Source organism: Streptomyces sp. NPDC050535 (genome assembly GCF_044457665.1).
Lineage (GTDB): Bacteria > Actinomycetota > Actinomycetes > Streptomycetales > Streptomycetaceae > Streptomyces.
This window is the reverse complement of the sequence record NZ_JBITHE010000001.1, coordinates 594,434-617,762: the sequence shown is the minus strand read 5'-3', so window position 1 is coordinate 617,762 and position 23,329 is coordinate 594,434. Positions and strand designations below refer to the sequence as shown.

Annotated in this window: 17 protein-coding genes; 12 read left to right on the top strand and 5 right to left on the bottom strand. The window is 69.7% G+C overall.

Annotated elements, in window-relative coordinates; all coding sequences use genetic code 11:
• The first annotated feature begins 142 nt into the window (after positions 1-142).
• Positions 143-1,792 (top strand): carboxylesterase/lipase family protein, encoded by a 1,650-nt coding sequence (locus tag ACIBLC_RS02600; protein WP_399208770.1) that lies wholly within the window; start codon positions 143-145, stop codon positions 1,790-1,792.
• Positions 1,793-1,844: 52 nt separating this feature from the next.
• Here the strand turns inward: ACIBLC_RS02600 and ACIBLC_RS02595 are convergent, their stop codons facing one another.
• The 4 genes from ACIBLC_RS02595 to ACIBLC_RS02580 all read right to left on the bottom strand — a co-directional run bounded on the left by ACIBLC_RS02595 (position 1,845) and on the right by ACIBLC_RS02580 (position 8,406).
• Complete coding sequence (locus ACIBLC_RS02595) at positions 1,845-2,570, bottom strand: class I SAM-dependent methyltransferase (RefSeq protein ID WP_399208769.1); 726 nt, start codon at positions 2,568-2,570, stop codon at positions 1,845-1,847.
• Positions 2,571-2,764: 194 nt separating this feature from the next.
• Positions 2,765-5,221 (bottom strand): SpoIIE family protein phosphatase, encoded by a 2,457-nt coding sequence (locus tag ACIBLC_RS02590; RefSeq protein WP_399208767.1) that lies wholly within the window; start codon positions 5,219-5,221, stop codon positions 2,765-2,767.
• 160 nt (positions 5,222-5,381) lie between these two features.
• Positions 5,382-7,781 carry an MFS transporter gene (locus ACIBLC_RS02585; protein WP_399208766.1) on the bottom strand — a complete coding sequence of 800 codons (2,400 nt, stop codon included), beginning with the start codon at positions 7,779-7,781 and terminating at the stop codon, positions 5,382-5,384.
• Positions 7,782-7,950: 169 nt separating this feature from the next.
• Positions 7,951-8,406: an SRPBCC family protein gene (locus ACIBLC_RS02580; protein WP_399208765.1), complete on the bottom strand. Its 456-nt coding sequence runs from the start codon at positions 8,404-8,406 to the stop codon at positions 7,951-7,953.
• Positions 8,407-8,578: 172 nt separating this feature from the next.
• On the opposite strand from ACIBLC_RS02580, the gene ACIBLC_RS02575 reads away from it, so the two are divergent.
• Together ACIBLC_RS02575 and ACIBLC_RS02570 are read left to right on the top strand one after the other, a co-directional pair.
• Positions 8,579-9,613: an Rv2578c family radical SAM protein gene (locus tag ACIBLC_RS02575; protein ID WP_399208764.1), complete on the top strand. Its 1,035-nt coding sequence runs from the start codon at positions 8,579-8,581 to the stop codon at positions 9,611-9,613.
• Positions 9,614-9,782: 169 nt separating this feature from the next.
• On the top strand, positions 9,783-11,366 hold the full coding sequence (locus ACIBLC_RS02570; protein WP_399208763.1) for an alpha/beta hydrolase: 1,584 nt from the start codon (positions 9,783-9,785) through the stop codon (positions 11,364-11,366).
• A 106-nt stretch (positions 11,367-11,472) separates the two neighbouring features.
• Here the strand turns inward: ACIBLC_RS02570 and ACIBLC_RS02565 are convergent, their stop codons facing one another.
• Entirely contained in the window at positions 11,473-12,045 is a 573-nt protein-coding gene (locus ACIBLC_RS02565; RefSeq protein WP_399208762.1) for an adenylosuccinate lyase, read from the bottom strand.
• Positions 12,046-12,416: 371 nt separating this feature from the next.
• Between ACIBLC_RS02565 and ACIBLC_RS02560 the strand changes: the two genes are divergently transcribed.
• The 9 genes from ACIBLC_RS02560 to pssA all read left to right on the top strand — a co-directional run bounded on the left by ACIBLC_RS02560 (position 12,417) and on the right by pssA (position 23,303).
• The gene (locus ACIBLC_RS02560) at positions 12,417-14,222 is read left to right on the top strand and encodes a 3-hydroxyacyl-CoA dehydrogenase family protein (RefSeq protein ID WP_399208761.1); all 1,806 of its coding nucleotides are present in this window, start codon (positions 12,417-12,419) and stop codon (positions 14,220-14,222) included.
• 136 nt (positions 14,223-14,358) lie between these two features.
• Positions 14,359-15,171, top strand: a complete 813-nt coding sequence (locus tag ACIBLC_RS02555) for a TetR family transcriptional regulator (protein WP_399208760.1) — start codon at positions 14,359-14,361, stop codon at positions 15,169-15,171.
• A 399-nt stretch (positions 15,172-15,570) separates the two neighbouring features.
• Positions 15,571-16,908, top strand: coding sequence for a crotonyl-CoA carboxylase/reductase (gene ccrA, locus ACIBLC_RS02550; protein ID WP_399208759.1), 1,338 nt, complete (start codon positions 15,571-15,573; stop codon positions 16,906-16,908).
• Positions 16,909-16,918: 10 nt separating this feature from the next.
• Positions 16,919-18,946, top strand: coding sequence for a protein meaA (locus ACIBLC_RS02545; RefSeq protein WP_399208758.1), 2,028 nt, complete (start codon positions 16,919-16,921; stop codon positions 18,944-18,946).
• Entirely contained in the window at positions 18,943-19,902 is a 960-nt protein-coding gene (locus tag ACIBLC_RS02540; RefSeq protein ID WP_399208757.1) for an HpcH/HpaI aldolase/citrate lyase family protein, read from the top strand. Before ACIBLC_RS02545 ends, ACIBLC_RS02540 begins: the two co-directional genes overlap by 4 nt.
• A 5-nt stretch (positions 19,903-19,907) precedes the next feature.
• Positions 19,908-20,420 carry a MaoC family dehydratase gene (locus tag ACIBLC_RS02535; RefSeq protein WP_399208756.1) on the top strand — a complete coding sequence of 171 codons (513 nt, stop codon included), beginning with the start codon at positions 19,908-19,910 and terminating at the stop codon, positions 20,418-20,420.
• Positions 20,421-20,422: 2 nt separating this feature from the next.
• A complete protein-coding gene (locus tag ACIBLC_RS02530) occupies positions 20,423-21,628 on the top strand; it encodes an acyl-CoA dehydrogenase family protein (RefSeq protein WP_399208754.1) in 1,206 nt (401 codons plus the stop codon).
• Positions 21,629-21,799: 171 nt separating this feature from the next.
• Positions 21,800-22,456: a phosphatidylserine decarboxylase gene (locus ACIBLC_RS02525; RefSeq protein ID WP_399208753.1), complete on the top strand. Its 657-nt coding sequence runs from the start codon at positions 21,800-21,802 to the stop codon at positions 22,454-22,456.
• 28 nt (positions 22,457-22,484) lie between these two features.
• The gene (gene pssA, locus ACIBLC_RS02520; protein WP_399209264.1) at positions 22,485-23,303 is read left to right on the top strand and encodes a CDP-diacylglycerol--serine O-phosphatidyltransferase; all 819 of its coding nucleotides are present in this window, start codon (positions 22,485-22,487) and stop codon (positions 23,301-23,303) included.
• Positions 23,304-23,329: the final 26 nt, after the last annotated feature.

Sequence of the window (23,329 nt, the reverse complement as noted above, 5' to 3'; positions counted from 1 at the left end):
GTTGAACATCCGGACCTCGTCGCCGCCCGGGATCGCTTCAAGAGTTGTAGGAGATTTTGTCGCACATATTGCTGACAGTATTGCCGCGAGGTTACGTTGCCGGGCCGGTGTACCCCATTCCTTCAGCAGGAAGCAGGTATCGATGAGCCGCAGGACAGTCAACGGAAGAATCGGTACGGCCCTGGCCCTCGCGGGGCTGCTCGGCCTGGGCCTCGCGAACTCCATGTCGACCGGCGCGTCGGCCCAGAGCTCCGGACGCCCCACCTCCACCGTCGTGGAAACCACCGACGGCAAGGTCAGGGGCAGCAGCCGGACCCACTACGACGAGTGGCTCGGCATCCCCTACGCCGCGTCCCCCACCGCCGCCCAGCGGTGGACCGCTCCGAAGCCCGCGGCGAAGTGGAAGGGCGTCCGGGACGCCACCGAGTTCAGCGACCGCTGCGCCCAGCCGTCCGGCTGGGATCCCGGCTACGAGAATCCGACCACCACCGAGGACTGTCTCGGCCTCAACGTCTATGTGCCCGAGGGCACGAAGGGCCGCCTCCCGGTCCTCGTCTGGATCCACGGCGGCGGCTACTTCGGCGGCGCGGGGCAGGACACCGACCCGCGCAAGTTCGTCGAGCGGACGGGCTCGGTCGTCGTCACCGTGAACTACCGGCTCGGCCCGCTGGGCTTCCTCAACCTGCCCGAGCTGCGTACCGAAAGCGCCGACGGCGCCGGGAACTACGGTCTGTTGGACCAGCAGGCGGCGCTGCGCTGGGTGCGGTCCAACATCACGAACTTCGGGGGCGACCCGAAGAACGTCACCATCGCGGGCCAGTCCGCCGGCGCCAGTTCGGTCTGCGCCCAGCTCGCCTCGCCCACCGCCAAGGGCCTGTTCGCCCGCGCGGGCATCATGAGCGGCAGCTGCGGGATGCAGTCCGCGGCGGCCGGTGAGACGCAGAGCCGGGCCTTCGTCAAGGAGATCGGCTGCTCCACCGCGTCCGACGTGCTCGCCTGCCTGCGTGCCAAGCCCGCCTCGGCGATCGTCACGGCCCAGCAGAAGGCCGCCGTACGGCCCTCTCTCGGCGGCGCCGCCTTCCCGGCCGACCCGGCGGTCGCCGTGGAGTCGGGCAGGTTCAGCCGCGTCCCCGTCGTGCTCGGCCAGACCAACAGCGAACGCGGCCTGTCCACGTTCCAGAACTACGACCACCTCGGCAAGCCGATGACCGCCGCCCAGTACGAGGCGCAGATCAGGACCGCCTACGGCACCGACGCCGGCAAGGTCCTCGCCGAATACCCGCTCAGCGCCTACAAGACGCCCGGTGAGGCGTGGACCTCGGCGCAGAACGACTCCACCTCGTACGCCCGCGCCCAGTTGATGGGCACCCTCTCGCGCTGGACGCCCACCTACGCCTACGAGTTCGCCGAGAGCGACACCCCGCACTTCACCTCGATCTTCCTGATCCAGCAGAAGAGCGAGACCGCGCGGAACTTCCCGTTCGGCGGCGCCGTCCACGTCGACGATCTCGGCTACCTCTGGGACTACCTCGGCCAGACCATGCCGTACGACGACGACCAGCTCGAACTGTCCGAGCAGATGATCCGCTACTGGGGCCACTTCGCCGCGAACGGCGACCCGAACGGCAGCCGTACCCCGGCCTGGCCGAAGTACCGCACCAGGACCGGCGCCGTGATGTCACTCTCCGCCTGCGACACCGCGCCGTCGAGCGGCGCGTCCCCGGCGGCCTGTTCCAGGGCCTCCACACGGTTCGACGAGGAGCACAACCTCGGATTCTGGAAGAGCCTCTAGCCGGACCGCGGGCCGGTGCGGTGCCCAGTCAGGCACCGCACCGGCCTTCGCCTCAGCCCTCCCGCCCCACCACATGCCACGCCGACGGCAGCTCGATCCGGGTTCCGTCCGGTGTGTACTCCGTGGTGATGAGCGGGAGTTCACCGCTGCCGAGCACGGTCAGACCCGCCGCGCCCAGGTACACGGGGACCGCGGCGTCCGCGACCTCGCCGGGGACGATTCCGTGCGCCAGGACCGGCCGCAGCTTGGGGGGCGGGCCCTCGGGGCCCTGCGCGAGGCCCATCAGGAGGGGGCGCGCGTTCTCCGAGAGCTCGACCAGGAGGGCCCGGCCGCGCTCGCCGATGAGCGTCGCGATCCCGTCGACGAGGGCCTGCCTGTCGTCGGCCTCGCACTGGTGGAGCACGCCGCGCATGTAGACGTTGACGTCGCCGAGTTCCGCGTGCAGCGCCTCGACCTCACTCTTCTCGGCGGAGTCGAGCAGCCGGTACTCGGCCTTGCCCTCCGGGTCGGCGCGGCGGGCGTGGTCGAGAGCGGCGGCGGAGATGTCGGCGCCGACGACCCGGGTGAAGCGCTCCGCGAAGAACCGGGTCTGTGTGCCGTTGCCGCAGCCCAGGTCGACCAGGGGCAACTCGAAGTCCACCATGCGCGGTTCGAAGCGGGCCAGGTGAACTCCGGCGGTCAGCACGGGTTCCGCGTCCCAGAACACCGCACCCTGTTCGTCGGGGGCCTCGCGCCAGAAGCCCTCCCAGGCCTCCTTGTACCGACTCGTCACGCTCATGCCCAACTCCCGGGGTTGCGACGCCGACCCGTCGGGAGACGGGGCCAGATCGGTTTATCGCGCCTTGGTCACAGCCACAAGCGCGTGGCGCATTCCTTCACGGCACCTTCGACACGCGTACTCCGGCGTACGCCCCCTGGGCCTCGCCCCGCGCACCCGCCACCGCCGACCGACCGGACTGCCTGGTCGGTCGGCTAGCGGCGTCGCGGCAGCGTCAGTTCGAACCACACGGTCTTGCCTGCGGTCGTACGGCTCGCCCCCCACTCGCGGGACAGCGTGCTGACGACGCCCAGACCGCGCCCGGACTCGTCACCGGGACCGGCGCTGAGCAGGGTCGGCAGCGTGTGGTCGTCGTCGTCCACCTCGCACAGCAGTGTCTCGCCGCGCACCAGGCGCAGTTCGACATGGCGGCTGTGGGCATGCCGTACGGCGTTGGTGACCAGCTCGCTCGCCATCAGCTCGGCCGGATCGGCGAGCGCGGCCAGCCCCCAGACGTGGAGCTGCTCGCGGACCACGGCACGGGCCCGCCGTGCCTCGACCGGGTCGAGCGTGAGCCGCCATTCGGCGACGTCCTCGGGTTCGATGCCGTTCAGGCGGGCCATCAGCAGCGCCACGTCGTCCTTGCGGCCGCCGCGGGTGTTGAGCGCGCGGATGATGGTGTCGCAGGCGTCGTCCATGGACGCCGCCGGGTGGGCGGCGGACTCGCAGAGCGTGGCGAGACCGACACCGATGTCCTCGCCGCGTACTTCGACCAGTCCGTCGGTGCACATCACGAGCCGATCGCCGGGCTCCACTCGCACGCGTACCGCCTCGAAGGGCACCCCGCCGACTCCGATCGGCGCACCCGTCGGCAGGTCGAGGAGGTCGCTGTGGCCGTCCGCGGCGCGCACGACGACGGGCGGGATGTGACCGGCGTTGGCGAGGTGCAGCTCGCCCGCGATCGGGTCGTAGACGGCGTACAGGCAGGTCGCGAGGTAGTTGTCGCCGAGCCGCTGGGCGAGGTCGTCGAGGTTGCGCAGGAGTTGGGCGGGCGGCAGGTCGAGCGCGGCCATGGTCTGGACGGCGGTGCGCAACTGGCCCATCATCGCTGCCGAGTTGAGGCCGTGACCCATCACGTCGCCGACGACGAGGGCGGTCCGGGAGCCGGGCAGCTTCACCGAGTCGAACCAGTCGCCGCCGACCCGGCCCAGGAGAGTGCCGGGCAGATAGCGGGTGGCGATGTCGCAGCCCGCCATCCGCGGCGCGATGTGCGGCAGCATGCTGTCCTGGAGGGTCTCGGCGACGCTCTCCTGGTACGTGTACATGCGCGCGTTGTCCAGCACGAGCCCGGCGCGGGCGGCCAGTTCGGCGCCCGTCACGCGGTCCATGTCGTTGAACTCGACCCGCTCGGGGTGGCGCAGCAGGATCATGAACCCGAGGACCGCGTTGCGGGCCTTCAGGGGTACGACCAGCATGGACCGGTGGGTGATGAGCGGCCGGATGTCGCGCTTCTCGAACTGCGCGGCGATCATGTGCCCCATCTGCTCGCTGATGCGCGGCACGAGGACGGGCTCACCGGTGGTCATGCACTGGAAGAACGGCGTGTGCGCCGGGAAGGGCATGGCCTCGCCGACCGGCACGACGTCGTCCCAGCGGCCCGGCTCGTCCGTGTGCTCCAGCGCGACCCGGTGCCACATGGTCGTCGTGTCGGGCACCCCTTCGTCGAACCCCTCACCGGCGACGACCTGTTCACGCAGATACGTGCCCGCCACGTCGGTGAAGCGTGGCACCACCGCGCGGCTGACCTCGAGGATGGTCTGGGCGAGGTCCAGCGAGGTGCCGATGCGTCCGCTGACCTCGTTCAGGAACTCCAGGCGCTCGCGTACGGCGACGTATTCGAGGTCCTCGCCCTCGTCCCGCACGTCCACCGGCAGGGTTTCACCGGTGGCCGCCGCCCTGGCCGCCCGCTCACGGCGCGCCTTGCGCTCGGCGCGCCGGGGTACGCCCCAGTCGGGGGTGACGGGCACCCGGTCGTTCTGGCTGAACTCCAGTACCGGATAGCCCAGTTCGAGAATCTGCGAGACGATCCTGATGCCCTCGCCGACGCTCATGCTGGGCAGGATGGAGGGCAGTTGCCTGGCCAGCTCCTCGGCGCCCGGGAAGTCGGTGTGCAGGGCGAAGCCGGGCGCGATGCGCTCGACACCCGCCTCGTCGTCCTCGTGGCTCATGGCGCCCGCGTCGGCGGCCAGCACGAGCAGCCGCTCGGGGCCGGGGCCCACCAGCGGGTACGCCCACCACAGCACGTCGACGCGGTCGGGACCGCTCACGGTGAGGCGGGCGCGCCCGGCGGCCGGGTAGGAGAGCCGCCCGTCGAGGGAGGACTCAAGATCGTGGCCGAGTCCGTCGTACGCCGCGTACCCCCCGTAGGGCGCCGTGTCCTCGTCATCGGGGAGTGCGCCGGAGACCGGGAGCAGGTCGACGGCGGAGCGACCCACCGCGTCTTCCTTGGAGGCGCCGAAAAGACGTCTCGCACCGGTGCTCCAGTGCGAGACGAGGCCGTCGCGGTCCACGACCACCACGGCCAGCGGGATACGGCCGGCGGCGGCGTTCTCCACCGCGCCGTTCCCAGCTCCGCGGCTGGGAGTCGCGCCCGCGTCGGTGCCACGGTCCATGGCCCAGGCCCTCTCTCCCCACGGCTCCGGAAGATCTGTGCCGCCATTACTACCGTACGGCGGCGGTCCGTCGCGATGTGTGGCATTGGCGGAATTGAACCCACGAGTAGCGCCGGCGCCGCCGGGACCTAAGCGATGACCGGTTCTCGTGCCCAAATGACTAGTCCTCGTGGCCCAGTTGCAGGTCCCGTTCCGTCCTGCCGCCCCCGGCGACCTGGAGCACGGTGGCCACCGGGGGGTAGCCCGCCGCGATGACGGTGTACTCGCCGGAGGACAGGTCGACGAACCTGAACGTTCCGTCCGCGCCCGTGGTGAGTGTGTCCACCACGTTCCCGGCGGCGTCCAGGAGCGTCACGCGCGCGTCCTCGACGGGGCGTCCGCCGCCGGCCCGCACGGTGCCGCGCAGCACGGCGCCGCCCGCGAGTTCGACGTCCTGGCGGGTCTCGCGGGCGGCCTGCACGCTGACGGGGAGGGCGGCCGGGCGGAAGGCGGGCGCGCTGGCGGCGACGGTGTACTCGCCCGCCACCAACTCCGTGATGACATAGCCCCCTTCGCGCCCGCTGCGGGTGGTGGCGACCACCTCGCCGTGGACGTTGGTGAGCGTGACGATGGCCTCGCGCACCGGCGTACCGTCCGCGGTCAGCACGCTTCCGGCGAGACGTCCGGCCCCGCCGAGCACCACGTCCAGCTCCACGGGGCGCTCACCGACGGTCACCGAGACCGCCTGCGGCTGGTGGCCGCCCGCCGCGGCGATCAGGACGTACGACCCCGATCCCGGCGTGGACAGCGCGTACCGCCCGTCCTCGGCGCTGGCGCCCCGCCCGATCTGCTGTCCCGCGACGTCGATCAGGGTGAGGGCGGCACGCGGTACGACGGTGCCGTCGGGGTGCTGCACGGTGCCGCACACGGGGAGACCGGCGGCGTACGACGTGCGGGCCTGCGGGAGGGGTGCGAGCGGTGCGCGCTCGGCGTCGGTGGCGGGAGCGTCGTAGGACTCTGTACTGGTCAACAGGGGGGTCTCCTTGAGGAAGAAGGCGATGAGCAGGCCGAGAACCAGCACCGGCACGAGGTAGAGGAAGATCCGCGGCATGGCCTGCGCGTACGCCTCGACGTAGGTGTCGCGCAGGGCGGCCGGCATCGCGTGGACGAGCTGCGGGGTGAGCGACTCGGACTCCGGGACCCCCGTCCCCCCGCCCGCGGGGAGGCGGCCGGCGAGTTCGTCGGCCAGCCGGTTGGCGAACAGGGTGCCGAAGACGGCCGCTCCGACGCTGCCGCCGATCTGCCGGAAGTAGTTGTTGGCGCTGGTGGCGGTGCCGAGGTCGGCCGGGCGCACGGAGTTCTGCACGGCGAGGACGAGCACCGGCATCACCATGCCGATTCCGGCGCCCAGCACCGCCATCCAGACGCTGTAGTGCAGCCTGGGTGTGTCGACCTCGAGCCGGGACAGCAGCCACATGCCGAGGACCGAGAGCGCGCCGCCGAGGATCGGATAGACCTTGTAGCGGCCGGTCCGGCTGATGAGCTGTCCGGAGACGATCGACGCGCCGACGATGCCGCCCATCATGGGAAGCATCAGGAGCCCGGACTCGGTCGCCGAGGCCCCGTCCACCATCTGGAGGAACGTCGGCAGGTAGCTGGCCGCGCCGAACAGGGCGACGCCGACGACCAGGCCGACCAGCGCCGTGATGTTGAAGACGCCGTCCCTGAACAGCCGTAGCGGGATGAGGGGTTCGGCCGCGTAGTGCTCGGCGACGAGGAAGAGGACCGTCGCGGCGAGCGCGCCCGCGCCGAGCCCCAGGATGACCCGCGAGCCCCACGCGTACTCGGTGCCGCCCCAACTGGTCAGCAGGACCAGGCAGGTCGACGCGGCGGCGAGCAGCAGTGCGCCCAGCACGTCCAGTCGCGCTCTGCTGCGGGGCTTCGGCAGTTTCAGTACGACGGTGACGACGGCGAGGGTGAGCAGGCCGAAGGGCACGTTGAAGTAGAAGCACCACCGCCAGGAGAGGTGGTCGGTGAAATAGCCCCCGAGGAGCGGTCCCGCGACGGAGGCGACGCCGAACGCGGCGCCGATCAGACCCATGAAACGGCCGCGTTCACGCGGCGGCACGATGTCCGCGATGATCGCCTGCACGCCGATCATCAGGCCACCAGCGCCGACGCCTTGAAGCGCGCGGAAGGCGATCAGCTGGTCCATGGTTCGCGACCAGCCGGCCAGCGCGGAGCCGATGACGAAGACGACGATCGCGAACTGGAAGACGCCCTTGCGGCCGAAGAGGTCGCCGAGCTTGCCGTAGACGGGGAGTCCGACGGTGGAGGTGAGCAGATAGGCGGTGATCGCCCAGGACATCTTGTCCAGGCCGTGCAGCTCACCGACGATCTTCGGGAGCGCGGTGGCCACGATCATCTGCTCCAGCGCCGCGAGCAGCAGCGCGAGCATGAGCCCGAGGAAGACCAACCGGACCTGGCGCGGGCCCAGTTGGGCCGTGCCGGTGGCCGGTGGCGGGCGGTCCTGCGGGGGTGCGGCAGCCGGTTCGTCCTTCACCAGAGTGATCCCGCCCACGTACCGCTCCCCTCGTCGCGCCTACTCGCACAATTGCCGCTTACGCGACAACTGCTGGCAAGCGCGACGAGTTACGGCGTAACGCCCCGCGACGCAGAGATCCACTCGAACCGGTGAGGACCGCAACCCGCCCTGAAGAACCGGCTCTTGGGCGGTGCACCCCGCGACGTCAGCCCTGGGGCTGCTTCTCCACCTCGGTGGCGAGCTTGGCGAGCACCAGGTCGTAGATCCGGCCGAGGCCCTTGGGCGCGAAGGTCCTCTCGAAGAAGCCGCCGATACCGCTCGCCCCGTTCCAGACCGAGGAGACGACCACGCGCGAGGAGCCCTCGCCGGCGGGGGTGACGCGCCAGGTGGTGACCATCGAGGAGTTGCGGTCCTTCTCGACGAGCTCGCCGTCGGTGGGCTCGCTCACCTCGAGCAGGCAGTCGCGGATCCGCTTGCTGGTGGCCTGGAGCTTCCAGTGGACGAGGGTGCCCTGCCCGTCGCCGCCCTCGCGCACCTCGTACTCGCTGAAGTGCTCGGGCAGCAGCTTCGCGCGCGTGCCGGTGTAGTCGGCCAGAGCGTCGAACACCGCCTCCGCGTCCGCCGCGATGACCCGTTCCGTGGTGGCCTCGACCTGCGCCATTGCACTTCCTCCAGCACTTGGTTTCTCGGGGTGTGCGGCCAGCCAACCACCCCCCGGCCGGGCCGCCCAAATCGGGGGCCCCGCCGGGCGCCACGCGGGGTGCCGAATACCAGGTCGCACGATCAAGGGAACATGTGTTCTATTCTGTGGTCAGTGCTACCGAGGAGGCCTCATGCGCTGGGAGAACCTCACAGTGGATCCCGCGGGCGATCCCGCCCGAGCCGCCGCTCTGTTCGGTGCGGACGCGGTGACCACCCGTACTTTCGACACCCCGGAGTTCCGGGGCATCACCTTCCACGAGATCCGGGCCAGGTCCATCGTGAACCGGGTGCCGGGGGCCTCCCGGATGCCCTTCGAGTGGACCGTGAACCCCTATCGGGGCTGCACGCACGCGTGTGTGTACTGCTTCGCCCGCAAGTCGCACAGCTATCTGGACCTCGACACGGGGCTCGACTTCGACTCCCAGATCGTGGTGAAGGTCAACGCGCCGGATCTGCTGCGTCGCCAGCTCGGCTCCCGCCGCTGGCACGGCGAGCACATCGCGATGGGCACCAACGTCGACTGCTACCAGCGGGCGGAGGGCCGCTACCGGCTGATGCCCGGCATCATCGCCGCCCTGCGCGACCACGCGAACCCGTTCTCCATCCTCACCAAGGGCACGCTGATCCTGCGCGACCTCGAGCTCCTGAAGCAGGCCTCCGAGGTGACCGACGTCGGGATCTCGGTCTCCGTGGGCTTCACCGACCCCGAGCTGTGGCGCACCGTCGAACCGGGCACACCCGCGCCGGAGCGCCGCCTGGACGCCGTCCGCGTCCTGACGGACCACGGCATCGGCTGCGGGGTCCTGATGGCCCCTGTGATCCCCTTCCTGGGCGACGACCCGGCCCAACTGCGCGCCACCGTACGGGCGATAGCCGCCTCCGGGGCCACCTCGGTGACCCCGCTCGTGCTGCATCTGCGGCCCGGCGCGCGCGAGTGGTTCATGGCCTGGCTGGCGCACTACCATCCGCACCTCGTACGCCGTTACGAGCGGCTCTACGCGGAGGGCTCCTACGCCCCGAAGTGGTACCAGCGCCGGATCACCCGCCAGGTCCACGAGCTGGCCCAGGAGTACGGCATCGGTCCCTCGCGTGCGGGGATGCCGCGCAGGATGACCGCCGCCCCGGAGCCGGCGGCACCCGAGCCGACCCAGCTCACACTCCTGTGAACGCGCTCCGCTGACAGGATCCGAACCCTCGTCGACGGCATCCGAGCGCATCCCTCGGCCCAATCGGGTCAAGTCTCGCCAGAACGAGTTCCTCCGGCCCCCCGGTCCGGGACGATTCGGCGAAGGCCGTGGCGTGCACGGCCCAACACCCTCCGTCCCGGGAGGCCCTATGAAGAAACGCGCAGTCGCTCTGTGCGGCGCTGCCGCTGTAGTGGCGGGGATGGTGACGTCGATCCCCGCCGACGCGAGCGCCGGTTCCGCGACCGCACCGCGCACCGCCCCGACCGCGAAGCTCGCCTGGAAGAAGTGCGGCACGAGTGCCTATCCGACGCTCCAGTGCGCGTCCCTGAAGGTGCCGCTGGACCACTCCAACCCGTACAGCGAGCGGATCACGCTGGCTCTCTCGCGCGTCCCGCACACGGCGAAGAAGTACCAGGGTCCGCTGCTGGTGAACCCCGGCGGCCCCGGCGGCAGCGGGCTCACCCTCGCCGGATTCGTCGCGTCCGCGCTGCCCAGGGCGGTGGCGGCGCAGTACGACGTCATCGGGTTCGACCCGCGCGGGGTCGGCGCGAGCAAGCCCGCGCTGGACTGCGAGCCGGGGTACTCCGACCCGGTGCGGCCGAACTCGGTGCCCAGCACTCCGGCGCTGGAGAGGGCCAACCTCACGCGCGTCAAGTCCTTCGCGAAGGCGTGCGCCGCCAAGTACGCGGAGCTGCTGCCGTACATCGACACGGTGAGCGCGGTCCAGGACATGGACGCGATCCGGCTCGCGCTCGGCGCCAAGAAGATCAACTACTTCGGGTACTCGTACGGCACCTATCTGGGCGCCGTCTACGCCAAGCTCCACCCGGACCGCGTACGGCGCCTGGTGCTCGACTCCGTCGTCGACCCCACCGGTGTGTGGTACGACGACAACCTCGCCCAGGACCACGCGTTCAACGACCGCCATCTGGCCTTCATGTCCTGGGTCGCCAAGCACAACACCGCCTACAAGCTCGGCACCGACCCCGCGAGGATCGAGGCCAAGTGGTACGCGATGCGCGCGGCGCTCGCCAAGAAGCCCGCGGACAGGAAGGTGGGCGCCTCCGAACTGGAGGACACCTTCCTCCCCGGCGGCTACTACAACGGCTACTGGCCCTACCTCGCCGAGGCGTTCGCGGCCTATGTGAACGACAAGAACGCGGACCCGCTGGTCGAGGCGTACGAGAACTTCGCCGCCGTGGACGCGGCCGGTGACAACGGCTACAGCGTCTACACCGCCGTGCAGTGCCGGGACGCGTCGTGGCCGCGCGACTGGGACCAGTGGCGCGCGGACAACTGGGCGGCGCACGAGAAGGCGCCGTTCATGACGTGGAGCAACGCCTGGTACAACGCGCCGTGCGCTTTCTGGCCGACCGACTCGCTCCGGCCGGTGGACGTCTCCAACCACGCCGTTCCACCGGCGCTGCTCTTCCAGGCCACGGACGACGCGGCCACCCCGTACGAGGGCGCGGTCACCGTCCACCACCTCCTGCGCGGCTCCAGCCTGGTCGTCGAGCAGGGCGGCGGGAACCACGGCATCACCCTGAGCGGAAATACCTGCCTGGACAAGTACCTGGCGACGTACCTGACCGACGGCAAGGTCCCCCGCAGCGGCGGCGAGGTCGACGCGGTATGCGAAACCCTCCCCGCCCCGACCCCCCTGACCACCAAAGCCGCCTCCACCACAGCCCGCGGCTCAACCCTCCACGGCCTACTCGGCCACCGAAGCTGAAGCCCCACACCTGAACACCGCCCCAGACGGCGCCGAGGAGCCCTTCGGCGTCGTCGGCGGTGTCGCGGTGCCCGAGGTGCTCTCACGAAGGTGGCCCACCGCTGATCTACCCCTTCGGCAGGCGGGCCAGGGCGTCTGCCGCCGCTTTCGCGAGTGCCGGATGGGCCAGGGCCTCGTTCAGTACCGGTCGGGCGCGTTCGTCTCCGAGCGTGGCCAGGCCCTCGACGCAGGCGAGGGCGACGCCGCGGTAGGGGTCGTGCGGGCGGAGCCGGCGTTCGAGTGTGGTGATCAGCGCGGGCGCCGCCTCGGGGGCGCGGAGCTCGGCCAGCAGACGTACGGGATGCAGGGCGTAGGCGACGCGGAGTTCGTTGGTGGCGAGTGCGGCGGCCGCTCGGGCGGTGCGGGGATCGCCGAGCCGGGCCAGCGCGTACGCGGCGGACGCGCAGCGCTGCGGGTCGCGGTGGTTGAGGAACAGGACGAGTGCCTCGAAGGCCCGCCGGTCCCCCGCGACCCCGAGCCGGAAGGCGACCAACTCCCTTGCCCACAGCGGCTGTCCGGGCTCGGTGAGCGCGGCAGCCAGCTCGCCCGCGTCCTGGGTCGCCACGAGACGGTCGTACGTCGCCGAAGGCCCGGCCTCGCTCCGTAAACGCTCCGTGAGTGATCGCAACTCCTCGTCCATGCCGCCGAGCCTAGGCAAACCCTTGAGCTGCGGGGACGTACATCACAAACTCGAGGGCTGGCGCGCTCGTTACTGGCGGGTTAAGCTCAGACGAGCGAGTTACCCACTCGCGTCTCAACTCGCGGCGGCCTGGTGACGCAGCCGTCGTGAGAGCAGTCGGTTCGGTACTTCAGGTACCTCAGTGCGACATGGCTCCGGGACAGAGCCGGTCGGCTTCACCGTTCGCTGGGTTCAGGCACGTCGCCCAGGGACGGCACCGGGCGTGTGCGCTCGTCGGCCCGGCATCACCCGCAACAACTCCCGCACGGTGTGCGCCTGTCGGCGCACCCGCGTGCGCTCCTCAGTCGTCACCCTCTCCCTGGAGTCCCGCGATGGCCACTCCCCAGTCCCACCCCTCTCCGTCCCCGCTGAAGACCGTCGCCGTCGTCGGCCTCGGCACGATGGGCACCGGCATCGCCGAGGTCCTGGCGCGCGCCGGCCGCGAAGTCATCGGCATCGACATCAGCGAGGCCACCGCCGCCCAGGCGGTCACGGCGCTCGAGAACTCCACCGCCCGCGCCGTGCGACGCGAGCGGCTCACCGAGCAGGAGCGCGACGACATCCTGTCCCGCTTCCGCACGTTCACCGACCTGACCGCCGCGGCCGACGCCGACCTGGTCATCGAGGTGACTCCGGAGTCGTACGACATCAAGCAGCAGGTCTTCCGCGCGCTGGACGGCATCGTGCGGGCGGACACGATCCTCGCCACCGGCACGAACGCCCTGTCGGTGACGCGCCTCGCCGCGGACTCGGCCCGTCCCGAGCGCGTCCTCGGCCTGCACTTCTTCAACCCGGCCCCGGCGATGAAACTCGTCGAGGTGGTCTCCTCGGTGCTGACCGCGCCGGGAGCCGTCGCGGCCGTCACGGACCTCGCCCTGGAGCTCGGCAAGGAGCCCGTCGCGGTCGGCGACCGCCCCGGCTTCGTCGCCGACGGGCTGCTGTTCGGCTACCTCAACCAGGCCGCCGCGATGTACGAGGCCAAGTACGCCTCCCGCGAGGACATCGACGCCGCGATGAAGCTCGGCTGCGGGCTGCCGATGGGCCCCCTCGCGCTGCTCGACCTGATCGGCGTCGACACCGCGCGGACGGTCCTGGAAGCCATGTACGCCGAGTCGCACGACCGGCTGCACGCCCCCTCGCCCATCCTCAAGCAGCTCAGCGAGGCCGGCCTGACCGGCCGGAAGTCGGGGCGCGGCTTCTACTCGTACGAGTCCTCCGGCAGCGCGGACGTCGTGCGGGACGCGCTGACCCCCCTCGACGGCGTCGCCCGGGTCCCCGGTCGTACCGTCCGCTCCGTCGGGGTCGCCGGCTCCGGCACCATGGCGTCCGGCATCGCCGAGGTCTTCGCGAAGGCCGGTTACGAGGTCGTCCTCGCCGCCCGCAGCGAGGAGAAGGCGCAGGCCGCCAGGGCCCGGATCGGCAAGTCCCTCGCGCGCTCCGTCGACAAGGGCCGGATGACGGCCGAGGCGGCGGCGCAGACCCTGGAGAGGATCACCCCGGCTGGCTCCTACGACGCCTTCGAGGACGTCGATCTCGCCCTGGAGGCGGTCGCCGAGGACCTGGAGATCAAGCAGCAGCTGTTCGCGACGTTCGACAAGGTCTGCAAGCCCGGCGCGATCCTCGCCACCACCACGTCCTCGCTCCCGGTCATCGCCTGCGCCCGCGCCACCTCGCGTCCGGCGGACGTCATCGGCATGCACTTCTTCAACCCGGCACCGGCGATGAAGCTCGTCGAGGTCGTGCGGACGGTCCTGACCGCGGACGACGTGCACGCCACCGTGCGCGAGGTGTGCGCGAAGGTCCGCAAGCACCCGGTGGACTGCGGGGACCGGGCCGGTTTCATCGTGAACGCGCTGCTGTTCCCGTACCTGAACAACGCGATCAAGATGGTCCAGGAGCACTACGCGACGCTCGACGACATCGACGCCGCGATGAAGCTCGGCGGCGGGTACCCCATGGGCCCCTTCGAGCTCCTGGACGTGGTCGGGCTCGATGTCTCGCTGGCAATCGAGAAGGTGCTGCACCGCGAGTTCCGCGACCCGGGCCTCGCCCCGGCGCCGCTCCTGGAGCACCTGGTGGCCGCGGGCTGCCTGGGCCGGAAGACCGGCCGCGGCTTCCGCGAATATGCCCGGCGCTGAGGGAGAGGGCGACTGGTTCGGAGACGGGACCGACTGGGGCGGCCTGCTCGGCCCTGCCGTACACCCCCCGCCCGTGCGGGGCGGGGGGATCCCCGGACATGCGCACTCTCCTGCACCGATGCAGTACGTTCGGGGCATGTCCCAGCCCGCCAAGTCCTCACGTACACCTGCCACGTCCGACGCACCGGAGAGTGCCGCGGGCGGTCGCGCGGCGGCCCAGCGCCTGAAGATGCGGCGAGAGCTGGCGGCCGCGGCCATGGAGCTGTTCGCGACCAAGGGGTACGAGGCGACCACCGTCGACGAGATCGCGGCCCAGGCAGGGGTCGCACGGCGCACCTTCTTCCGCCACTTCCGCTCCAAGGAAGAGGCGATCTTCCCGGACCACGACGACACCCTGATCCGGGCCGAGGCGGTACTGAAGGCGGCTCCCGCGCACGAGCACCCGCTCGACACGGTGTGCCGTGGCATCAAGGAAGTCATGAAGATGTACGCGGCCCAGCCCGAGATCTCCGTCTCGCGCTACAAGCTCACGCGCGAGGTGCCGACGCTGCGGGAGGCCGAGATCGCCTCCGTGGCGCGCTACGAGCGACTGTTCACCCGCTATCTGCTGGGCCACTTCGACGAGCACGCCCACGACGACGACGCCAACGACGACCCGCTGCTCGCGGAGGTCGCCGCGTCGGCCGTGGTGACGGCGCACAACCACGTGCTGCGGCGCTGGCTGCGGGCGGGCGGACAGGGCGACGTCGAGTCCCAGCTCGACCACGCCTTCTCCATCGTGCGGAAGACCTTCGGCACCGGGATCGGCGCCGGACGCGAGGTCGCGTCCCAGGCGGCGCCCGCTTCCTCATTCACGGAGGGGGACGTCCTGGTGACGGTGGCCCGCGTCGACGCCCCGCTGGACCAGGTCATGCGAACCATCGAGCAGGCCCTCCGCGAGCGGTCGTAGTACACACTCGGTTCGTTACGCCGGACGTGCTCCATTCGAGCGCGTCCGGCGTTTTCATGCCCGTCAGGCACCCCACCTGATCGATCATCGCTCAAGTGTTACGTAAAGATTTCACCTGAGCGCAACTTCTGGCACTCCGTGCCTTGTCAGGTGACACGGCGTGCCATACGTTGAAGGAGTCCGGGCGGCCGGCGTGCAGAGACCCTTCGTACGCCGGCTGTCCCCGCAAGCCAATGGCGAGCGCGCCCGGACGCCTGCGTCACAGGCACCCTTCGCGCCACAAAGCGCTGCCATCGCCCCAACTCCGCCGAACCGACGGCACACCCCTCACATCCAGCAGCAGCACCGACGTAACCCTCAGCGTCTTCCCTCGAGACGCCAGTCGCCGGAGGCAACACCGTGAAGGAAATCCTGGACGCGATCGAGTCGCGGACGGCCACGTCCGCCGACTTCGCCGCTCTGCCCCTCCCCGAGTCGTACCGCGCGATCACCGTGCACAAGGACGAGACGGAGATGTTCGCCGGCCTCGCCACTCGCGACAAGGACCCCCGCAAGTCGATCCACCTGGACGACGTGCCGGTGCCCGAACTCGGCCCCGGCGAGGCTCTGGTGGCCGTGATGGCCTCCTCGGTCAACTACAACTCGGTGTGGACCTCGATCTTCGAGCCGATGTCGACCTTCGGCTTCCTGGAGCGTTACGGCAAGCTCAGCGAGCTCACCAAACGCCACGACCTGCCGTACCACATCATCGGCTCCGACCTCGCGGGCGTCGTGCTGCGCACCGGCCCCGGCGTGAACGCCTGGCGGCCCGGCGACGAGGTCGTCGCGCACTGCCTGTCCGTCGAGCTGGAGTCCTCCGACGGCCACAACGACACGATGCTCGACCCCGAGCAGCGCATCTGGGGCTTCGAGACCAACTTCGGCGGCCTCGCCGAGATCGCGCTCGTCAAGTCCAACCAGCTGATGCCGAAGCCGGACCACCTCAGCTGGGAGGAGGCCGCCGCCCCGGGCCTGGTGAACTCCACCGCGTACCGCCAGCTGGTCTCCCGCAACGGCGCCGGCATGAAGCAGGGCGACAACGTCCTGATCTGGGGAGCGAGCGGCGGACTCGGCTCGTACGCCACGCAGTTCGCGCTCGCCGGCGGCGCCAACCCCATCTGCGTCGTGAGCAGCGCGCAGAAGGCGGACATCTGCCGGGCGATGGGCGCCGAGGCGATCATCGACCGCAACGCCGAGGACTACAGGTTCTGGAAGGACGAGCACCACCAGGACCCCAAGGAGTGGAAGCGCTTCGGGAAGCGGATCCGCGAGCTGACCGGTGGCGAGGACGTCGACATCGTCTTCGAGCACCCCGGCCGCGAGACCTTCGGCGCGAGCGTCTACGTCACCCGCAAGGGCGGCACCATCGTCACCTGCGCCTCGACCTCCGGGTACAACCACGAGTACGACAACCGCTACCTGTGGATGTCCCTGAAGAAGATCGTCGGCTCGCACTTCGCGAACTACCGCGAGGCCTGGGAGGCCAACCGGCTCGTCGCCAAGGGCAAGATCCACCCGACGCTCTCCCGGGTGTACTCCCTGGAGGAGACCGGGCAGGCCGCGTACGACGTGCACCGCAACCTCCATCAGGGCAAGGTCGGAGTCCTGGCGCTCGCGCCCCGCGAGGGTCTGGGTGTCCGCGACGAGGAGAAGCGCGGCCTGCACATCGACGCCATCAACCGCTTCCGGAACATCTGAGGTCTCCTAGATGACTGAGCGCCAGAAGGACCGGCCGTGGCTCATGCGGACCTATGCCGGTCACTCGACCGCCGAGGCGTCCAACGAGCTGTACCGGCGCAACCTCGCCAAGGGTCAGACGGGTCTCTCCGTGGCCTTCGACCTGCCGACCCAGACCGGGTACGACCCCGACCACGTCCTCGCCCGCGGCGAGGTCGGCCGGGTGGGCGTGCCGGTCTCGCACGTCGGTGACATGCGCCGGCTGTTCCAGGACATCCCGCTGGAGCAGATGAACACCTCGATGACCATCAACGCCACCGCCATGTGGCTGCTGGCGCTCTACCAGGTCGTCGCCGAGGAGCAGGGCGCCGACATCACCCAGCTCCAGGGGACCACCCAGAACGACATCGTGAAGGAGTACCTGTCGCGGGGCACGCACGTCTTCCCGCCGGTGCCCTCACTGCGGCTGACGACGGACATGATCACCTACACGGTGAACCACATCCCCAGGTGGAATCCGATCAACATCTGCAGCTACCACCTGCAGGAGGCGGGAGCCACTCCGGTCCAGGAGATCGCGTACGCGATGTCCACCGCGATCGCCGTACTGGACGCGGTGTTCGCCTCGGGGCAGATCGCCGAGGACCGCAGGGGTGACGTCGTCGCGCGCATCTCCTTCTTCGTGAACGCGGGCGTCCGCTTCATCGAGGAGATGTGCAAGATGCGGGCGTTCGGGCGGATCTGGGACAAGATCACGCGCGAGCGGTACGGCATCGAGGACCCCAGGCAGCGGCGCTTCCGGTACGGCGTCCAGGTCAACTCCCTTGGCCTGACCGAGGCCCAGCCGGAGAACAACATCCAGCGGATCGTGCTCGAGATGCTGGCCGTGACGCTCTCCAAGGACGCCCGCGCGCGTGCCGTACAACTCCCGGCCTGGAACGAGGCGTTGGGCCTGCCCAGGCCCTGGGACCAGCAGTGGTCGCTGCGCATGCAGCAGGTGCTGGCCTACGAGAGCGACCTGCTGGAGTACGCGGACATCTTCGAGGGCTCGCACGTCATCGAGGCCAAGGTGGCCTCCCTGGTGGAGGATTCGCTCGCCGAGATGGACCGTATCGAGGAGATGGGCGGCGCGATGGCCGCCGTCGAGTCGGGCTACCTCAAGTCGCAGCTCGTCTCCTCGCACGCCGAGCGCCGGGCCCGTATCGAGGGCGGCATCGACAAGATCGTCGGCGTCAACATCTTCGAGACGACCGAACCGAACCCGCTCACGGCCGACCTGGACGCGGCCATCCAGACGGTCGACCCGGCCGTCGAGGCACGGGTGGTCGCCGCCCTCCAGAACTGGCGCGACACCCGCTACCAGCCGCCGTTCAACCACCCGCGCCCGTGCAAGGCGCTGGAGCGGCTGAAGGAGGCCGCCAAGGGCACCGACAACCTCATGGAGGCCACCCTGGAGTGCGCCCGCGCCGGTGTCACGACCGGCGAGTGGTCCGGGGCCCTGCGCGAGGTGTTCGGCGAGTTCCGCGCCCCCACCGGTGTCTCGTCCGCGCCGGTCGCGGTGACCGCCGGGGAGGGCACCGCGATGGCGCTGGTGCGCCGCAGGGTCGAGGTGACGGCCAAGGACCTCGGGGTCGGCAAGCTCCGCTTCCTGGTGGGCAAGCCGGGCCTGGACGGGCACTCCAACGGCGCCGAACAGATCGCCGTGCGGGCCCGCGACGCCGGGTTCGAGGTGGTCTACCAGGGCATCCGGCTCACCCCGGAGGAGATCGTGGCCGCGGCCGTCGCCGAGGACGTGCACGGCGTCGGCCTGTCGATCCTGTCCGGCTCGCACGCCCAGCTCGTGCCGGACGTGCTGGAGAGGCTGCGCGAGGCCGGCGCGGGCGACATCCCGGTGATCGCGGGCGGGATCATCCCGAACGCCGACGCCGAACTGCTGCGGGCCGCCGGAGTGGCCGCGGTCTTCACCCCGAAGGACTTCGACATCACCGGAATCATCGGCCGTATCGTCGACGAGATCCGCAAAGCGAACAAGCTCGACCCCCTGGAGGTCCCCGCATGACCGTCAACCGTCTGCGCCCCCGCCGCTCCTGTCTGGCGGTGCCGGGAAGCAACCCCCGCTTCCTGGAGAAGGCCCAGGGCCTCCCCGCGGACCAGGTCTTCCTGGATCTGGAGGACGCGTGCGCGCCGCTCGCCAAGCCCGAGGCGCGGCACACCATCGTGAAGTTCCTCAACGAGGGTGACTGGACCGGCAAGACGAGGGTCGTGCGGGTCAACGACTGGACGACCGAGTGGACGTACCGCGATGTCGTGACCGTGGTCGAGGGGGCCGGCCAGAACCTCGACTGCATCATGCTGCCGAAGGTGCAGGACGCCCAGCAGGTCGTCGCTCTCGACCTCCTGCTGACGCAGATCGAGAAGACGATGGGCTACGAGGTCGGCAGGATCGGCATCGAGGCGCAGATCGAGAACGCCAAGGGCCTGGTCAACGTCAACGAGATCGCGGCCGCCTCGCCGCGCACCGAGACCATCATCTTCGGCCCGGCCGACTTCATGGCGTCGATCAACATGAAGACCCTGGTCGTGGGCGAACAGCCGCCCGGCTACGGCGCGGACGCCTACCACTACATCCTGATGAAGATCCTGATGGCGGCCCGCACCTACGACCTCCAGGCGATCGACGGCCCCTACCTCCAGATCCGCAACGTGGACGGCTACCGCGAGGTCGCCCGGCGCGCCGCGGCCCTCGGATTCGACGGCAAGTGGGTGCTGCACCCGGGCCAGGTCGAGGCGTCGAACGAGATCTTCTCGCCCTCCCAGGAGGACTTCGACCACGCCGAACTGATCCTGGACGCGTACGAGTACTGCACGTCCGAGGCGGGCGGCAGGAAGGGCTCCGCGATGCTCGGCGACGAGATGATCGACGAGGCCAGCCGCAAGATGGCGCTCGTCGTCTCCGGCAAGGGCCGGGCCGCCGGCATGCGGCGCACGTCCAAGTTCGAAGTCCCGGAGGCCTGAGCATCATGCAGTTCGGACGCACCTACGAGGAGTTCGAGGTCGGCGCGGTCTACAAGCACTGGCCGGGGAAAACGGTCACGGAGTACGACGACCACCTCTTCTGTCTGCTGACCATGAACCACCACCCGCTCCACCTGGACAGCAACTACGCGGAGAACACGACCGACTTCGGGAAGAACGTCGTCGTCGGCAACTACATCTACTCGCTCCTGCTCGGCATGTCGGTCCCGGACGTGTCCGGCAAGGCGATCGCCAACCTGGAGGTCGAGTCGCTGAAGCACGTGGCGCCGACCTTCCACGGGGACACGGTCTACGGCGAGACGCGGGTCCTCGACAAGACGCCGTCGAGGTCCAAGTCGGACCGCGGCATCGTCCATGTCGAGACCAAGGGCTACAAGCAGGACGGCACGCTGGTCTGCGTGTTCCGCCGCAAGGTGATGGTTCCCACCGAGACGTACATCAAGGAGCGCGGCGGCGAGCAGCCCGGCCGCCCCCGGCTCAAGGAGCAGGAGAAGTAACCATGGCCCGACTCGCCCAGACCGCCGGTCTCACCGACATCCAGCGGGAGATCCTCTCCACCGTCCGCGACTTCGTGGACAAGGAGATCATCCCGGTCGCGACCGAGCTGGAGCACCGCGACGAGTACCCGCAGGAGATCGTCGACGGTCTCAAGGAGTTGGGCCTCTTCGGGCTGATGATCCCCGAGGAGTACGGCGGTCTGGGCGAGTCCCTCCTGACGTACGCGCTCTGTGTCGAGGAGATCGCCCGCGGCTGGATGTCGGTCTCGGGAATCATCAACACCCACTTCATCGTGGCGTACATGCTCAAGCAGCACGGCACGCAGGAGCAGAAGGACCACTTCCTGCCACGGATGGCACTGGGCGAGGTGCGCGGCGCGTTCTCGATGTCGGAGCCGGCGCTCGGCTCGGACGTTTCGGCGATCACGTCGAAGGCGGTCAAGGACGGCGACGACTACGTCCTGAACGGTCAGAAGATGTGGCTGACCAACGGCGGCACGTCCAATCTGGTCGCCGTCCTCGTGAAGAGTGACGAAGGACACCCCGAGGGCACCGCGGCCCACAAGTCGATGACGACCTTCCTGGTCGAGAAGGAGCCCGGCTTCGGAGAGGTCCGCCCCGGTCTCACCATTCCCGGGAAGATCGACAAGATGGGTTACAAGGGCGTCGACACCACCGAACTCATCATGGACGGACTGCGCATTCCGGCCAATCGGGTACTCGGCGGCACCACCGGCCGAGGGTTTTACCAAATGATGGACGGCGTCGAGGTGGGGCGGGTGAATGTGGCGGCGCGTGGCTGCGGCGTCGCTCAGCGCGCGTTCGAGCTGGGCGTCTCCTACGCCCAGCAGCGGCACACCTTCGGCAAGCCGATCGCCCAGCACCAGGCCATCCAGTTCAAGCTGGCCGAGATGGCTACCAAGGTCGAGGCCGCCCATGCGATGATGGTCAACGCGGCACACAAAAAGGACTCCGGGGAACGAAACGACCTCGAGGCAGGGATGGCCAAGTACCTCGCCTCCGAATACTGCAAAGAGGTGGTCGAGGACGCCTTCCGGATCCACGGCGGCTACGGCTTCTCCAAGGAGTACGAGATCGAGCGCCTCTACCGCGAGGCGCCGATGCTCCTGATCGGCGAAGGAACCGCCGAGATCCAAAAAATGATCATCGGGCGCAGGCTGCTCGAGGAGTACCGACTCCAGGGATAGATGTCCCGGTTAGGGGTGTTTCCTTCGAGAAGAACATCACACCCCGTCAGCACTCTTCAGCCGCCGACTCGGCTTCCTGGCTTACCCAGTTGTGGCCCGCGACCGGTACGATTCCGGGAAAGCCGCCGTCCCCCGTTTTCAGCGCGGCATCATCCGCTACTAAGGTCGTCCATGCCCCACAGCCAAACCTCTGCACCTCGCGACAGCCTGGTCGGCGTACGCCTCGCGCGCGGAGCATCGCCGTGGCTTCTCCCGACCGTTGCCACCGCGGCACTCAGCCTGGCACGCGCGCGTCACTCCGGTGCCGCCAAGGCCGTGGCCGTGCCCGCCACCGCGCTCGCGGCGGGCATGCTGTGGTTCTTCCGCGACCCCGAGAGAGAGATCTCCCAGGGCCGGGTCATCTCGCCCGCCGACGGTGTGGTGCAGAGCATCATGCCGTGGAAGGACGGACGCACCCGCGTCGCGATCTTCATGAGCCCGCTGAACGTCCACGTCAACCGCGCGCCTCTGTCGGGCACGGTGACATCGGTCGAGCACATCCCCGGTGGGTTCGTCCCGGCGTTCAACAAGGAGAGCGAGAACAACGAACGCGTCGTCTGGCACTTCGACACCGAACTCGGTGACATCGAGATGATCCAGATCGCCGGTGCGGTCGCCCGCCGTATCGTTCCCTACATCCCTCAGGGTACGAAGGTCGAGCAGGGCGACCGGATCGGTCTGATCCGGTTCGGTTCGCGTGTCGACATCTACCTCCCCGAGGGTGTCGAGGTGGACGTGGAGGTCGGTCAGAAGACCGTGGCTGGGGTGACTCGAATTGACCGTGATTGATCCCGAGACGCAGTCCCGCACCGGCTGGGTGCCGGAAGCGGACGACGTGGACGACGAGGAGGAGATGCCCCTCTCTCTCCGCCTCTCGATAGCGGACACCCTCACCCTGGGCAACGCGACCTGCGGCTTCATGGCGGTGTACTTCACCACCACCGGCATCCTGATCCCGCACCTCACGGGCAGCCAGGAGACCGGCATGGCGCGGCACAGCGCCGCCACGGCCGTCATCCTCATGCTGTGCGCGGCGGTCTTCGACCTCTTCGACGGCCTGGTGGCCCGCAAGCTCCGCTCCTCCCCCATGGGCGCCGAGCTGGACAACCTGTCCGACCTGATCAGCTTCGGCCTCGCTCCGGCGTACTTCGTGCTGGTCTACGGCATGGTCGCGGACGACGCGCACCAGCGAATGGCGGCGGTGGGGGCCATCGTGGTCCTCCTCGCGGTCGTCCTGAGACTCGCGCGCTTCTCCTGCGTCACGGTCAAGGACGGCACGTTCCAGGGCATGCCGTCGCCCTTCGGGGCGCTCACCGTGGTCTCCATCGTGCTGCTGGAGCTGCCGTTCGTCGCCACGCTCATGGCGATCGTCGGCACCGCCTGGCTGATGGTGAGCCGCGTCGAGTATCCGAAGCCGCGCGGACCCCTCGCGGTGGCGATGCTCACCTGGATCGTCGTCTCCATGGGGCTGCTCGCCGCCTGGGCCTTCGACGCCCCCGGTGGTCAGCTGCTGCTCCAGACCGGTTGTGCGCTCCAGCTCGTGACGGGCGCGGTGATCCCGCTCTTCGCCACCGCCCGCCGGGTGAACAACTTCCGGGGCAACCGGCGTGAGGCACGCGCGACCCAGCTGCCGTAGTGCCCGTACAGGAGTGACCGAAGGGC